Origin of the sequence: Pseudarthrobacter albicanus (genome assembly GCF_018224015.1) — a bacterium.
Lineage (GTDB): Bacteria > Actinomycetota > Actinomycetes > Actinomycetales > Micrococcaceae > Arthrobacter > Arthrobacter albicanus.
Window position 1 is genome coordinate 56,715 of sequence record NZ_JAGPOT010000017.1, and the last position, 14,269, is coordinate 70,983.

Annotated in this window: 13 protein-coding genes and 1 pseudogene; 3 read left to right on the top strand and 11 right to left on the bottom strand. The window is 67.8% G+C overall.

What is annotated here, in order from left to right:
* Positions 1–20: 20 nt before the first annotated feature.
* Complete coding sequence (locus J9611_RS05745) at positions 21–722, top strand: MmyB family transcriptional regulator (RefSeq protein WP_211878474.1); 702 nt, start codon at positions 21–23, stop codon at positions 720–722.
* Positions 723–772: 50 nt separating this feature from the next.
* On the opposite strand, the gene J9611_RS05750 is transcribed toward J9611_RS05745, so the two are convergent.
* From J9611_RS05750 to J9611_RS05770, 5 genes and pseudogenes are all read right to left on the bottom strand, one after another.
* Positions 773–1,813 carry an NAD(P)-dependent alcohol dehydrogenase gene (locus J9611_RS05750; RefSeq protein ID WP_211878475.1) on the bottom strand — a complete coding sequence of 347 codons (1,041 nt, stop codon included), beginning with the start codon at positions 1,811–1,813 and terminating at the stop codon, positions 773–775.
* An 80-nt stretch (positions 1,814–1,893) separates the two neighbouring features.
* Positions 1,894–3,168: an MFS transporter gene (locus J9611_RS05755; protein WP_246527421.1), complete on the bottom strand. Its 1,275-nt coding sequence runs from the start codon at positions 3,166–3,168 to the stop codon at positions 1,894–1,896.
* Positions 3,169–3,422: 254 nt separating this feature from the next.
* Positions 3,423–4,367 carry a helix-turn-helix transcriptional regulator gene (locus J9611_RS05760; RefSeq protein ID WP_211878476.1) on the bottom strand — a complete coding sequence of 315 codons (945 nt, stop codon included), beginning with the start codon at positions 4,365–4,367 and terminating at the stop codon, positions 3,423–3,425.
* A gap of 196 nt (positions 4,368–4,563) precedes the next feature.
* Positions 4,564–4,944 carry a VOC family protein gene (locus tag J9611_RS05765; RefSeq protein WP_211878477.1) on the bottom strand — a complete coding sequence of 127 codons (381 nt, stop codon included), beginning with the start codon at positions 4,942–4,944 and terminating at the stop codon, positions 4,564–4,566.
* A gap of 256 nt (positions 4,945–5,200) precedes the next feature.
* A pseudogene (locus tag J9611_RS05770) lies at positions 5,201–6,093 on the bottom strand (sulfurtransferase).
* A gap of 49 nt (positions 6,094–6,142) precedes the next feature.
* Between J9611_RS05770 and J9611_RS05775 the strand changes: the two are divergent.
* Positions 6,143–7,249, top strand: coding sequence for a PLP-dependent cysteine synthase family protein (locus tag J9611_RS05775; protein ID WP_211878478.1), 1,107 nt, complete (start codon positions 6,143–6,145; stop codon positions 7,247–7,249).
* Positions 7,250–7,263: 14 nt separating this feature from the next.
* Here the strand turns inward: J9611_RS05775 and J9611_RS05780 are convergent, their stop codons facing one another.
* Positions 7,264–7,920 (bottom strand): MBL fold metallo-hydrolase, encoded by a 657-nt coding sequence (locus tag J9611_RS05780; protein WP_211878479.1) that lies wholly within the window; start codon positions 7,918–7,920, stop codon positions 7,264–7,266.
* A 92-nt stretch (positions 7,921–8,012) separates the two neighbouring features.
* Here J9611_RS05780 and J9611_RS05785 point away from each other — a divergent pair, with 92 nt between their 5' ends.
* Positions 8,013–8,477 carry a Fur family transcriptional regulator gene (locus tag J9611_RS05785; RefSeq protein ID WP_211878480.1) on the top strand — a complete coding sequence of 155 codons (465 nt, stop codon included), beginning with the start codon at positions 8,013–8,015 and terminating at the stop codon, positions 8,475–8,477.
* A 374-nt stretch (positions 8,478–8,851) separates the two neighbouring features.
* Here J9611_RS05785 and J9611_RS05790 read toward each other — a convergent pair whose 3' ends face one another.
* The 5 genes from J9611_RS05790 to J9611_RS05810 form a co-directional block, all read right to left on the bottom strand.
* The gene (locus tag J9611_RS05790; RefSeq protein WP_211878481.1) at positions 8,852–9,739 is read right to left on the bottom strand and encodes a metal ABC transporter permease; all 888 of its coding nucleotides are present in this window, start codon (positions 9,737–9,739) and stop codon (positions 8,852–8,854) included.
* Positions 9,740–10,555, bottom strand: coding sequence for a metal ABC transporter ATP-binding protein (locus J9611_RS05795; protein ID WP_211878482.1), 816 nt, complete (start codon positions 10,553–10,555; stop codon positions 9,740–9,742).
* A 147-nt stretch (positions 10,556–10,702) separates the two neighbouring features.
* Positions 10,703–11,629 (bottom strand): metal ABC transporter solute-binding protein, Zn/Mn family, encoded by a 927-nt coding sequence (locus tag J9611_RS05800; protein WP_211878483.1) that lies wholly within the window; start codon positions 11,627–11,629, stop codon positions 10,703–10,705.
* Between the two features lie 115 nt (positions 11,630–11,744).
* The gene (locus J9611_RS05805) at positions 11,745–12,806 is read right to left on the bottom strand and encodes a hemolysin family protein (RefSeq protein ID WP_211878484.1); all 1,062 of its coding nucleotides are present in this window, start codon (positions 12,804–12,806) and stop codon (positions 11,745–11,747) included.
* Positions 12,803–14,140, bottom strand: a complete 1,338-nt coding sequence (locus tag J9611_RS05810) for a hemolysin family protein (RefSeq protein ID WP_211878485.1) — start codon at positions 14,138–14,140, stop codon at positions 12,803–12,805. The genes J9611_RS05805 and J9611_RS05810 overlap by 4 nt, the downstream gene beginning before the upstream one ends.
* Positions 14,141–14,269 lie beyond the last annotated feature (129 nt).

Sequence of the window (14,269 nt, forward strand, 5' to 3'; positions counted from 1 at the left end):
GCAGATGTCAGGCTGAAGGAATGACGCAGCACTGCAGGAGGCACGGCGGATGCCGGGCACCGGGAACGCGTGGCACGACCGACGTTGAAGAGCTGCACCTGCGCGACCTGATCCGTGCCTGCGACACCACCATCCGCCCGGCGCGGCAACGGCCCATTCAGACAAAGATCCGTCCCTCGGTGCGGCGCATGCTTGACGCCATGACGGACCTGCCCGCGGTCATCCAGAACGGCAGGCTCGACATCGTAGCGGCCAACCGGATGGGGCGAGCACTGTACTTCGACCAATTCGACACCCCAACACCCCCGGCGAACCACGCGCGGTTCACCTTCCTCGATCCCCGCGGGCGGCAGTTTGCCCCCAACTGGGAGCAGGCAGCCAGTGACATCGTGGCCATGCTCCGCGCCGAAGCAGGACGCAACCCGCAGGATCGCCAGTTGTCGGACCTCATCGGCGAACTATCCACCCGCAGCGATGAGTTCCGCATCCGATGGGCAGCCCACAACGTCCATCAGCACAGGAGCGGCTCGAAGCGGATCCGCCATCGGGCGGTGGGCGACCTGACCCTCGACTTCGAGGTGGTAACCCTCGAGGGGGACCCCGCGCTGCGGCTCGTCGTCTTCAGCGCCGAACCACAATCACCGTCCCACGATGGTTTGCAGCTGCTTTCCGATTGGGCAGCGTCATTGGAGGAGGGTGCCCCCGTCAGGGAAACGACCTAGCATTCGCCTCAGATTTTCCAGGACTTGGCCGGCCGTCTGCCGGTCGTTGCTTAGAGCGTCGAGGTGTCGATGACGAAGCGGTACCGGACGTCGGAGGCCAGGACGCGTTCGTAGGCGTCGTTGATCTTCGCGGCCGGGATGACCTCGATCTCGGCGCCGAGGTGGTGTTCGGCGCAGAAGTCGAGCATCTCCTGGGTTTCGCGGATGCCGCCGATGGCGGATCCGGCGAAGGACCGGCGGCCCATGATGAGGGAGAACACGTTCACCGGGAGCGGTTCGGCCGGCGCGCCGACGTTCACCAGGGCGCCGTCGAGGGTGAGCAGCTGCAGGTAGGCGCTGATGTCGATCGGGGCGCTGACGGTGTTGATGATCAGGTCGAAGGTGCCGGCCAGGTCCGTGAAGGTGTTCTCGTCGCTCGTGGCGTAGTAGGAGTCGGCGCCCAGGTTCAGGCCGTCTTCCATCTTCTTCAGCGACTGGGACAGGACGGTCACCTCGGCGCCCATGGCGTGGGCGAGCTTGACGGCCATGTGTCCGAGGCCGCCGAGGCCGACGACGGCGACCTTCTTGCCGGGGCCGGCGCCCCAGTGCCGCAGCGGGGAGTAGGTGGTGATCCCGGCGCAGAGCAGCGGCGCGGCGACGTCGAGCTCGATGCCCTCCGGGATCCGCACGACGAAGTCTTCGGTCACCACCGCGTGGGTGGAGTAGCCGCCCTGGGTGATGGTGCCGTCCCGGTCGACGGCGCCGTAGGTGCCGGTCATTCCCTTCAGGCAGTACTGCTCCTCGCCTGCCCGGCAGTTGACGCACTCGCGGCAGGAGTTCACCATGCAGCCGACGCCCACCCGGTCCCCGACCTTGTGCCTGGTGACGGCGGAGCCGGTCTCGGTGACGATTCCGGCGATTTCGTGGCCGGGAACGAGGGGGTACTGCTGGGGTCCCCAGTCGCCGCGGACGGTGTGGATGTCGGAGTGGCAGATGCCGGCGTACTTGATCTCGATCAGGACGTCGTGCGGGCCGACGTCCCGGCGTTCGATGGTGGTCGGGACGAGGTCCCCGGTCGCGGACGGGGCGGCGTAGGCATTAACGGTAAGCATAGTGATTCTCCTGTTTAACAGTCGGTCGGGTGGGCTGGGTGGTGAGCTGAGTGGGATCCGGTGGCGGGCATTTTGTTCGGTTACCGCCCGGTGGGAAACGCCGTGCGGCGGCCGGCGAACGCGATGACGAGGGCGATGAGTGCGAGGCCGATCATGACGGCGGGGAGAGCCAGGCCGTCGTAGCTGCCGATCAGGACGGCACCGGTGACACCGGCGGCGAAGATGGCGAGGTTGAAGGCGACGCCGAGCATGGAGTTCGCGATGTCGGCGTTCTCGCCGCCTGCTGTGCTGATCGCGGTCTGCAGTTGGGCTGCTGCACCTCCGAAGGCAATGCCCCAGAGGACGATCGCGATGCGGACTGCGATGAGTGACTGGTGGCCGACAATGAAGATCACGCCGGCGGTGATGAACAGGGCGATGCTGACGAAAACCAGGGCCCGGAGGGCGCGGTCGATCACGGCACCGGTGATGCCGATGCCGATCAGGGCGGCGACGCCGAAGGTCACGAGTGCGAGGTCGACTGGGAGTTGAAGGCCGGCGGAGCGGAGGTAGGACGCGATGTAGGTGTAGACGGTGTTGTGCGCAAGCATCCAGGCGACGATGACAGCGAGGATTACTGCGACGCCGGGAATGGCGAAGACGCGGATCAGCGGGACGCGGGACGCCGCCGGCTGGCCGGCGGCATCGGGTACGACGGTGGCGGCGAGTATGGCCGTGATGATCGTCAGCAGCGAGAGCACGCCGAAGGACCAGCGCCAGTCGAATGTCGTCCCGAGCCAGGAACCGAAGGGCGTTCCGACTGCCAGGCCGATCGGGGTGCCGATCGACGCGACCGCCAGGGCCCGTCCGGCGTGTTCGGGAGCAGTGATCCGGCGTGCATATCCGGCCAGCATCCCCCAGATCAGGCCGGAGAAGGCGCCGGCGAGGAAGCGCGCCCCGAGAGAGAGCACAATGTCACTGGAAAACGCGGTGATGATGTTGGCAGCAAGGAACCCCATAATGCCGACGACGAAAACGGGCTTTCGGCGCATGCCCCGGGTCAGGGCGACCGCGGGCATCGTCGCGGCCACTGTTCCCAGGGCGTAGGCGCTGACGAACTGCCCCGCGGTTCCCTCGGTGATGTTCAGGCCCGCTGCGATTTGCGGCAGCAGGCCGGCGGGCATCGTTTCCGTGGCGATGAGGATGAACCCCATCAGGGCCACGACCAGCAGTGCAGCCCACGGCAGGCGGCCGATGGCTGCAGGAACAGGCGTTGGTGCAGAGGCCGCCGTCTCCCCAAAGGCGCCCAGGTCCTCGTGGGGCAAGGTCTCCGGGCGCACGTCGACGGCGTCATCCGGAAGGTTTGCTCGAGTCAAAAGTGGTTCCATTTCCTCATCATGCGGAAGCCTCCAAGGGTGGCCTGCGAGGGCATTGCTGCCTGTCTTCCATCTACTCAACACCAGCCGGACGGCCGGAGGCAGACCCTGATGTAAGGGGGTACTGCCAGGGACCCCCAAGGCTTTCGGTCCGTTGTCACCCTCGGCGGCAGGCGTCCTTCAGGGCCGGACAGCATCATTCGTTGCATGCGCCGGGGGCGAAGAGGAAGCGGGTCGCGGCCGCCTGCGACGGCTTACGCGTGCGGGTCGCGGCCGGGTTGACGTATGCGTCCCCCGTGAACGTCGTCGTCGGTCCTGTCGCGGTGCGCAGGGTCTTGTCGATCTTCATGGGCTTCTTTGATGGTTGCTGCCCAGCTGGCCAGCAACCGTAAACCATCCTCGGAGGGGGAGCCTGGTTCGGCAGTGTAGGCAATCATGGTCAGGCCGGGTGCGGCCGGCAACTCAAGGGCGTCGAAGTGTACTTCCAGGTCGCCCACTACCGGGTGCCGGAACGTCTTGGTCCCGTGCAGGTGCAGGCGGACATTGTGCTGTGCCCACCGCTTGCGGAATTCCTCACTGCGGGTCGACAGTTCCCCGATGAGGTCAGTCAGGCCCTTGTCGAACGGGTTGCGGCCGGCCTCGGTGTGCAGCATCGCTACAGACGTGTCGGCCGCCAGGTTCCAGTCCGGATACAGCTCCTCCGAGCGAGGGTTGAGGAACGCGAACCGGGCGAAGTTCACGGGCCGTGCCGGGTCCTCGAATGCTGCCGAATACAAAGCACGGCCAAGCTCGTTGATGGCGAGGATGTCCAGACGGCCGCTTTGGACGAATGCGGGAATGCCTGTCATGCCGTCGAGGATGCGCTGCACGCTCGGGTGGATCGACTGCGCGGGCTGTCGTCGCCTTCGGGTGGCGGGTCCGGCGCCCCGGGCGAGGTTGAACAGGTGCTCGCGTTCCGCCTCGTTCAGCTTCAGCGCCCGCGCGATGGCCTCCAGGACCGAGTCGGACACGCCTGCAAGGCTGCCGCGTTCCACCCGGGTGTAGTACTCGACGCTCATGCCGGCCAGCAGCGATACCTCTTCGCGGCGCAGCCCGGGTACCCGCCGCACGCCGCCGAAGTCGGGCAGTCCTGCCTGCTCGGGCGTGAGCTTGGCTCGCCGGGAGGCGAGGAACTCTCGAATCTCATTCCGGTTGTCCATGCACACCACGGTACGTCCCGCGGGCGGCACCGAGGCAGTCCCTGTCAGGGCCTGCCTGAACAAGGCCCTTTCCCGGCGGTTCGTCCGTTAAGCCGCACGGTCGTTGCAACTCCCGAAGTCCGGGTGCTGCAACGACCATTACAATCCAGGCCTGGCGATCAGGAACCCTGCGGGATAGACGCTGAGTGGTGTGCGGCTACCGGCTCTGGAAGAGGTTGAGAATATTGCCCTCGCTGTCCAGGAACCAGGCAGCCTTCCCTACGTCCGTTGTGGCGATGCCATTCTCAGTCTTCAGGCCGGGAAGGTCGTACTCCTCGAAGACGACGCCGCGGCCGCGCAGTTCCTCGGCCTCGGCCTCGACGTTGTCGGTCCCCCAGCCCATCTGCGTGTTCTTCGCGGTACCCGCATTGTCGGTCTTGTAAAGCAGGAAAGCCGTTCCGTTCCCGCAACGGTAGAGCAGGTTCTCCTCGTCCAACACGTCCGCGGGCTCGAGTCCAAGCACGTCGCGATAGAAATCTTTCGCCCTGGCGATATCCTTCGCGGGAAGGACAGCGATGATATCCAGATCCTTAAGCATGCCCGTTTCTCCTTCTTGCAATGATGCCGGCGCTCTCCCCCCGAATCCGGTCCGCGGGACGTTCTCCCCGCACTGGGCCGGGGCCCGGTTGCCGCTTTCCGCGACGCGCCGGGACAGCGACCGGGGAGCTCTTCGATGCCGTGTTAGAGACGGCCGCCGCGAGAGTCTCCACAGCGCTCATATCGCCATTATGGCCAAAGACAGGCACTCGCGGATATAGGGGAACGGAACCGGGCGTGGCTGCGTCCGCCGATTTCTAGTCCCCGCCGGCGCTGCCCTCGGCGTACGGCCCCGCGCCGGCCACGACGTCGTTGGCGGGGTCGTTGGACCATTCGGAGAACGAGCCCGGATACAGCGCGGCCGGGAATCCGGCGATGTCCAGCGCCGCGATTTCGTGGGCCGCGGTCACCCCGGAACCGCAGTACACGGCGGTGGGGACTCCGGGCCGCACGCCCAGCCGGGAGAAGCGTTCCCGCAGTTCCGCCGGCGGCAGGAAGCGGCCGTCCGCGGCCAGGTTGGCCGTGGTGGGCGCGCTGACGGCACCCGGGATGTGGCCGGCGCGCGGATCCACCGGTTCGATCTCGCCGCGGTACCGCTCCCCCGCGCGGGCATCGAGCAGCAGGCCCTGCCGTCCCCAGGCGGCTGCCTGCCCGGCGTCGATCATGGGCATCGCCCCCTCGGTCAGGGCAGTGGCGGTCCGGCCGGTGTCGGAGAGGCCGGCGTCGCCCGGCGGGACGGCGTGTCCGCCGTCGTCGCCGCTCTCCAGGTCGAAGCCGGCAGCGCGCCAGGCGGCCAGGCCGCCGTCGAGCAGGTGCACCGTGCTGAAGCCAGCGTTCCGCAGCATCCACCAGAGCCGGGCGGCGGACATGTTGCCGCTGTCATCGTAGGCCACCACGACGTCGCCGCCGCGGACGCCCCAGCGGCGCACCGAGGCCTGGAACCGTTCCAGCGGCGGCAGCGGATGGCGGCCCCGGCGGGGCCCGCCAGCTCGGTGGCCAGATCCACGAAGGCGGCGCCCGGGATGTGTCCCTTGCGGTAGTGGTCCCGGCCGTGCGGGTCGCCGAGCGCCCAGCGCACGTCCAGCAGAACCGTGCGCCGGCCCGAGTCGATCCGGTCCCTGAGGGTCGCCACGTCCATGAGTGTGTCCATTGGCCCACTCTAGCCTCGGCGCCGGTCCGGCCCCCGGTAGGCTGGAGCGGTGATCAGAACACGTGCACAGGACCGGGACTGGGCCGATGAGGCCATCCGCAGGATCAATGCCGAGAACAACAGGTCCGCCGATACGCACCTGCATGCCGTCCCGCTCCCGGAGCACTGGGGCGTCCAGCTCTACCTCAAGGACGAGTCCACGCACCGCACCGGAAGCCTCAAGCACCGGCTGGCCCGCTCACTCTTCCTGTTTGGCCTGGTGAACGGCTGGATCACCGAAGGCACCACGATCGTGGAAGCCTCGAGCGGGAGCACGGCCGTCTCGGAGGCGTACTTCGCGCAGCGGCTGGGGCTGCCCTTCATCGCCGTGATGGCGCGGACCACGAGCCGGGAGAAGATCGCCCTGATTGAGCAGTTCGGCGGTTCCTGCCTGCTGGTGGACCACGCCTCGGAAGTGTACGGGGCCGCCGAGGAGCTGGCGCGGAGTACCGGCGGCCACTACATGGACCAGTTCACGTACGCCGAACGCGCCACAGACTGGCGCGGGAACAACAACATCGCCGAGTCGATCTTCGGCCAGCTGGCCCTGGAGGAACACCCGGTCCCCCGCTGGATCGTGGTGGGCGCCGGCACCGGCGGCACGAGCGCCACGATCGGCCGGTACCTCCGCTACCACCGCCACCGCACGGAGCTTGCCGTGGTGGATCCGGAGAACTCCGCGTTCTATCCCGGCTGGCTGGAGTCCCGCGACGGCGGCGCCGCCTCCGTGACAGCCGCCCCTGCCAAAGGCCTGCCCTCCCGGATCGAGGGCATCGGCCGGCCGCGGCTGGAGCCGAGCTTCGTCCCGACGGTGATCGACCACATGATCCAGGTCCCGGACGCGGCGTCGGTGGCCGCCATGCGGCACCTGCGGGAGTTCGCCGGGCTCCATGCCGGGCCGTCCACCGGGACGAACCTGTGGGGCGTCTGGCAGCTCATCGCCGGGATGATCGCCGAGGGCCGCCGCGGCAGCGTCGTGTCGTTGCTGTGCGACGGCGGCGAACGCTACGCCGGCAACTACTACAACCCGGAGTGGCTGCGCAGCCAGGGCCTGGATCCGGAACCGCACGAGGCGACCATCCGCGGGTTCTTCGCGAGCGGCGCCTGGACGCCCTAAAGCCGCCGGCGGCCCTAGACCTCCACCGAATCGCCGCTGCTGAGGTGCCGGTATTCGGTCCCGTATTTCGTGCCGATCCGGGTCACGTGGCCCTCGATGAGCCCCTGCCCGTTCGGATTGAGCAGGGCGTCGTGGATCGGGAAGGCCTTCGCTGCCCGGACGCTGATCACGAAGTCCACCACCTCGCCTATCTTGTTCCAGGGTGCGTGGACGGGAACCAGCAGGGTTTTCACGTCCACGCCGTCGGGCACCACGAACGAATCCCCGGGGTGATAGACGTTGGAGTCGATCAGGTAGCCGATGTTGGCGACCACCGGGATCGTCGGATGGATCAGGGCGTGCTGGCCGCCGAAACTCCGGACGGCGAAGCCGGCAGCCTCGAAGTCCTCGCCGGGGACCACCGTATGGATCCGTCCGGCCGCCTCGGGTGCCTTGCCGCGAAGCTGGGCAGCCACCCCGTCGGGGGCGAACAAGGCCAGCGCACCGTTGCCCAGCAGCGCTGCCGTCACGGCGTCGACGTCGACGTGGTCCGCGTGTTCGTGGGTGACCAGCACGGCGTCCGCGCCGGCCAGGGCCGTCTCCGTCTCCGAAAAATTGCCGGGGTCCAGGACCAGCACCTTGCCGTCCTTCTCGAGGCGGACACAGGCGTGGGTGAATTTCGTCAGCTTCATCCGGCCAGCCTATGGATCCGGGATCCCGGTGTCCACGGACCCGGCTGGTAATCTTGGACATTGCCTACCCCCTAAGCGAAACGAGTTCCGCAATGTCCCAGGGCGCCCCAGCCGACGGCAGCCGGACGCCGGCCCCGGCTCCCGCCGCGGGCAAGGAGCAGCGTGTCACCAAGCAGCGCCTGGCGGTCAGTGCCGCCCTGGATGACCTGGCGGATTTCGTCAGCACCCAGGAGCTGCACCGCATCCTGCAGGAGCGGGGCACCACGGTTTCGCTCGCCACCTCGTACCGGATCCTCCAGTCCCTCGCCGACGACGGCCTGGTTGATGTGCTCAGGAACGCCGACGGCGAGGCCGTGTACCGGCGCTGCGCCGTCACCGGGCACCACCACCATCTGCTCTGCAGGAACTGCGGCAAGGCGGTGGAGGTGGAGGCCCCCGCCGTTGAAGCCTGGGCCGCGCGGACCGCGAAAGAGCACGGCTTCACCGCCGTGGAGCACACCGTGGAGATTTTCGGGCTCTGCCCCGACTGCACGGCCCAGGGGCTTCTTACGGGGTGAATCTCCCGGCTTTGAAGGGCCGGTCCGGCGGGTTCCTCGGAATCACCGGGGATTTCCGGGCCCGCGAAGCCAAAGCCGGGGAATTTCAACGCACGCCGGTCCGGCTGCATATCTGGTCCGCGCGGTCCGGGGGGACTTTGGCGCCGACACGCCGTCGCCGGGCCGGGATTCCGTGGCTGGGGGCTTCAAAGTAGCCCCGGACCGCGGCCACCGGCATCCCCGGAATGGAACGACCCGCCGCGAAGGGGAAATCGCTCCAAGCCCCGAAGACATGGACGATCAGCACGATCCAGGCGGTCAGCCCGTTCCAACACCGCAAGGGCTGAGTTGACCGGATAGGCATGGGTGGGGGAATTCCGCCGGTGTACGGGGACTCAGGCAGCCGAGACCGGGCTCCGCAGGACCCGCCCGTTGATCCCCCGCCTGGCGCGGAAGCCGCCGATCGTCCGGCATGCCACGTAGATCAGGAAGGACAGCGTGGTCACATAGGGGCTGATCGGGAGCCGCCCGCCGAGGGCCAGCAGGATCCCGCCCACCGTGGCCGTCATGGCGAAGGCCACGCTCAGGATCACCACCAGGCGGGGCGAGGAAGTCACGCGCAGCGCAGCAGCCGCCGGCGTGATCAGCAGGGCCAGCACCAGCAGGGCGCCCACGATCTGGATGGACAGCGCCACGCTGATGCCCAGCAGCACCATGAAGGCAAGGGAGAGCGCCCGGACGGGCACGCCGCGTGCGGTGGCGACATGCGGGTCCACGCTGGCAAAGGTCAGCGGACGCCAGATGGCGACCAATGCCAGCATCACGAGGACGGCGACGACTGCCAGCACCTGCAGCTGGACGGTCCCGACGGACACGATCTGCCCCGTGAGCAGGCCGAACTTGTTGGCCGCCCGCCCCTCGTAAAGCGAGAGGAAAAGGATGCCCAGGCCCAGGCCGAAGGGCATGATGACGCCGATGATCGAGTTCTTCTCCCGGGCACGGACGCCCATCAGCCCCAGGACCAGGGCGGCAATCACGGATCCCGCCAGGGAGCCCAGGACGATGTCCGCGCCGATCAGCAGCGCGAAGGCCGCCCCGGCGAAGGATAATTCGGAGATGCCGTGGACGGCGAAGGCGAGGTCCCGCTTCATCACGAAGGTCCCCATCAGCCCGCCCAGCAGGCCGAGGACCGCGCCGGCCCAGATGGAGTTCTGCACCAGGACCAGCAGTTCGCCGTAGTTCTCGAAGTTGAAGATTGAATGAAGCACGTTGTCCAGATCCACTCAGCCCACCTCCTCCGCCACCGCATGCGCGTCCTCGTGGTGGTGTGTCGCCGCGTCCGGCAGGCCCACGACGATCATCCGGCCGTTCGCCTGGATGACCTCGACATGGCTGCCGTAGAGATCGGACAGCACCTCGGTGGTCATGACCTCCTCCGGTGTGCCCACCCGGAACCGTCCGCCGGCCAGGTACAGCACCCGGTCCACATAGTCCATGATGGGGTTGATCTCGTGGGTCACGAACACCACGGCGCTGTCCCGCTCATGGCATTGCTTGTTGATCAGGGCGCTGACAGCCTGCTGGTGCTGCAGGTCCAGGGACAGCAGCGGCTCGTCGCACAAGAGCACCTTCGGGTCCGTCGCGAGGGCCTGGGCCACCCGCAGCCGCTGCTGCTCACCGCCGGAGAGCTGGCCCACCGGCACCTTCGCATAGTCGGCGGCGCCCACGAGGCCGAGGAGTTCATCGATCCTGCGGTTCACCCTGGCGGCCCCGATGCGCAGCCCCCAGCGGTGGCCGTCGACGCCGAGCCCCACCAGGTCCCGCGCCCGCAGCGGCGTGTCCGGGTCGAAGGATTTCTGCTGCGGGACGTAGCCGATCCCGCGGCTGCCCCGGGCCACGGGCCTGCCGTCGAGCACGGCCGTGCCGGCGCTCAGCTCCTGCAGCCCGAGCAGGACCTTCAGGAAGGTGGTCTTGCCGCTCCCGTTCGGGCCGAGGACGGCAAAGAATTCACCCGGGTTGATGTCCAGGTCCAGCCCCTCCCACAGCGTCCGCTGGCCGAACGCCAGGGAGGCGCCGCGGAGGCTTACTACGGGTGTCAACTGGGTTTCCTCGATTTTCTGCGGGGCCTGGCCCGCACGCTCATGACGGTTTGAATGCTTTGGGGTATCTGCCGGCCCGGCTGGCCGGCCGGCGGCCGGTGCCGGCGGCCGGTGCCGGCGCCCCGGGCACCGGCCGTTGTGAATATCTTAGGCCAGGGCCTTGGCGATGCCGTCCACGTTCCCGGTCATCCACTGGAGGTAGGACTTGCCGTCCGGCAATGTCTCGCTGAAGTTCACCACGGGCACGCCGGCCGCCTCGGCTGCCTTCTTCAGGGCCAGGGTCTGCGGCCCCTCGGTCTGCGTGTTGTAGGCCAGCAGCCGGATTTCACCGGATCCCACCAGCCGGATGGTCTCGCTGAGTACGGCAGGCGGGACGTCGGCATTTTCTTCGATCGCGGCGGTGTACCCGCCGGGGGTCTTGTTCTCCAGGCCCGCGGCCTGCAGAAGGTACAGCGGCACCGGCTCGGTGACGGCTACCGGCACCGGGGCGCCTGCGGCCTTGATGGCGGCGAGCCTGGCGTCCAGGCCGGTGAGTCCCTGGCTGAAGGCGGCCGCGTTTTTCTTGAAGGTTTCGGCGGACGACGGCTCTAGGTCGCCGAGCCTGGCGGCGAGGGCCTCGGCCAGGCGGCTCATGGCGGGCAGGCTGTACCAGACATGCTCGTTGAAGCCGCTCGGCACCTGCCCGTCCTGGACAAGCCCGGAGACCTCCACGACGTTGAGGACATTTTTGTGGTCCATCCCGGTGTCATCGGCGAGCTTCTGGATGAAGCCGTCATAGCCGCCCCCGTTTTCCACCACCAGCCCGGCCTTGGAGACGGCCAGCTTGTCCTGGGTGGTCACCTCGTAGGAGTGCGGGTCCTGGCTGGTGCGCGTGATGAGGGAGGTGACACTGACCTTGTCCCCGCCGATGCTGCGGACGATGTCCCCGTACACGCTCGTGGAGGCGACCACCTCCACGATGCCGTCTCCGGCGGACGCCCGCGGGGAGCCCCCCGCCGTCGTACTGCAGGCCGAGAGCAGCAGGCCAAGACCGGCGAAGGAGGCCACCAGGGCGAGGGAAGCGGGACGGCGCACGGGAAAACCTCGATCTGTTATTGAGAATCAGGAGCATTAGTGAGTGTAGCCCTAAATGGGAACCATTCCTATTTAGGGGCTACACCCGTCCGCGCCGGTGCCGGCGGCCGGCAGCCTAGCTCCGGCCCAGCCGGCGGTAGCCGGTCGCCTGCGTGGCATCCCTGATCTCGCCGACGAGCTGCTCGATCACGTCCTCCAGGAACAGCACGCCCTGCGTGTTCCCGTCCGGGCCGATCACGCGGGCCAGGTGCGAGCCTGTCCGCTGCATGACGGACATCGCCTTCTCGATTTCATCGTCCATGGCGAGGTTGGCCAGGGACCGGATGCGGCTGTCCGCGATCGGCTCGTGGTACCCGCCATTCGGGATGGACAGCACATCCTTGATATGCAGGTAGCCCGAGAGCATGCCTTCGTCGTCGAGCATCGGAAAGCGGGAAAACCCGGTACGGCTCACGGCCCTTTCGAATTCCACCGGAGTGGTGGCAGGCTTGAGCATCACGAGCTTCTCCAGCGGAACCATCACCTGGGAGGCGGTGCGTTCCGAGAACTCCAGCGCCCCGGTGATCAGCCCGGCGTCGTCGTCCACGAGCCCGTGGCGGGTGGACTCCTGCACGATCGACTGGACTTCCTCCAGGGTGAAGGACGACGTGACCTCGTCCTTGGGCTCGATCCGCATCAGCTTGAGGATGTGGTTGGCGGACCAGTTCAGGGCCACGATCACCGGCCTGAACATCCGCGCGACGAAGATCAGCGGCGGCGCCAGCAGCAGGGCCGCCTTGTCCGCCACCGAGACGGAGATGTTCTTCGGGACCATCTCGCCGAACGTGACGTGCAGGAACGTGACCAAGAGAAGGGCGACGGCGAAGGCCACCACGTCCGCAATTTCCATCGGCATGCCCACGGCATGCAAAGGCACCGCCATCAGGTGGTGGATCGCGGGCTCCGCGACCTGCAGGATCAGCAGCGAGCAGACGGTGATGCCGAGCTGGGCACACGCCAGCATCAGCGAGACGTTTTCCATCGCCCGGAGGGTGGTCTGCGCCCGCTTGGACCCGGCCTCGGCCAGCGGCTCGATCTGGCTGCGGCGGGCGGACATCACCGCGAATTCGGCGGCCACGAAGAAGGCGTTGCCGAGCAAGAGGACGGCGAGCCAGAGGATACCTGCCCAGTCGCTCATGCGGCCCCGGCCTTGCCGTCGGCGTGATCCCCGCTGTGGACCCGGGCGGGCCTGAAGCAGATCCTGTCGATCCTGCGCCCGTCCATCCGGGTCACGCTCAGGGTGCCGCCGCCCACCTCCACGGTGTCCCCCACTGCCGCGATCCGGCCCAGCTCGCTCATGACGTAGCCTCCCACCGTTTCGTACGCAGCTTCGTCGGGCACGGTCAGGCCCGGGATCTGTTCGGAGAGTTCATCGGGGCGGAGCAGCCCCGGGAAGTACCAGTCCCCGGAGGCACTTTGCAGCAGCCCGGGCCGGACCCTGTCGTGTTCATCGGCCACTTCACCGACGATTTCCTCCACGAGGTCCTCCAGCGTGGCGATGCCGGCGGTTCCGCCGTACTCGTCCAGGACCACGGCCAGCTGCAGGTTGCCTTCACGGAGTTCGGCCAGCAGGGCATCGAGGTGGATGGTTTCGGGCACGCGGAGCACATCCGTCATGATGGCGCCGGCTTCCAGCTGGGCGCGCCGTTCCCACGGAACGGCGATGGCCTTCTTGATGTGGACCAGGCCGCGGATGTCGTCGGAGGACTCCCCGATGACCGGGAAGCGCGAGTAGCCGGTCCGTTTGGCGGCCTCCACGATGTCGGAGACGGGCTGGTCGGCATCGATGGTCTCGACGCGGATCCGAGGCGTCATGACGTCCGCCGCTGTCCGTCCGGAAAACTTGAGCGTCCGGTCGATGAAGTTGGCGGTGCCGGCGTCGAGCGTTCCCATCGCCGCCGAGCGGCGCACCAGCGATGCCAGTTCGGCCGGCGTGCGGGCGCCGGAAATCTCCTCCTTGGCCTCGAGCCCGAAGACGTTGAGGACCTTGTTGGAAAAACCGTTCAGGAGCACGATGGCGGGCTTGAAGATGGCGGTGAAGACCAGCTGGGGGCGGGCGAGCGCCTTGCCGATGGGAAAGGACAGCGCAATGGCCATGTTCTTCGGCACGAGTTCGCCGAGCAGCATGGACAGCAGGGTGGCGAAGGCCATCGCGATCACCAGCGACACGGACGCTGCCGCGGCCTCCGGGAGCCCGACGGCGGCCAGCGGCCTCTCGAGCAGCTTGCCGACGGAGGGTTGCATGACGTAGCCGGTCAGCAGGGTGGTCATGGTGATGCCCAGCTGGCAGCTGGACAGCTGGGTGGACAGGGATTTGACGCATCGCAGCAGGGGCTCGGCGGCGGTGTCGCCGTTGGCCACGGCCCGCTGGACCGTGGCCTGGTCAACGGCCACCAGGGAGAATTCAACGGCCACGAAGAAGCCGGTGCCAAGGATGAGCAGGAGGCCCGTCCCGAGAAGGATCCACTCCACTCAGCGGCCCGCTTCCGCGGCGCAGTGCCGGGGGAAACTGCCAGGCGGAGGATGGTCAGCGGACGCCGACCCTGATTCCTGAAAGGCTCCGGGCTGTGCTGCCGCCGGAGAGTGATGGGCGCGTGAACG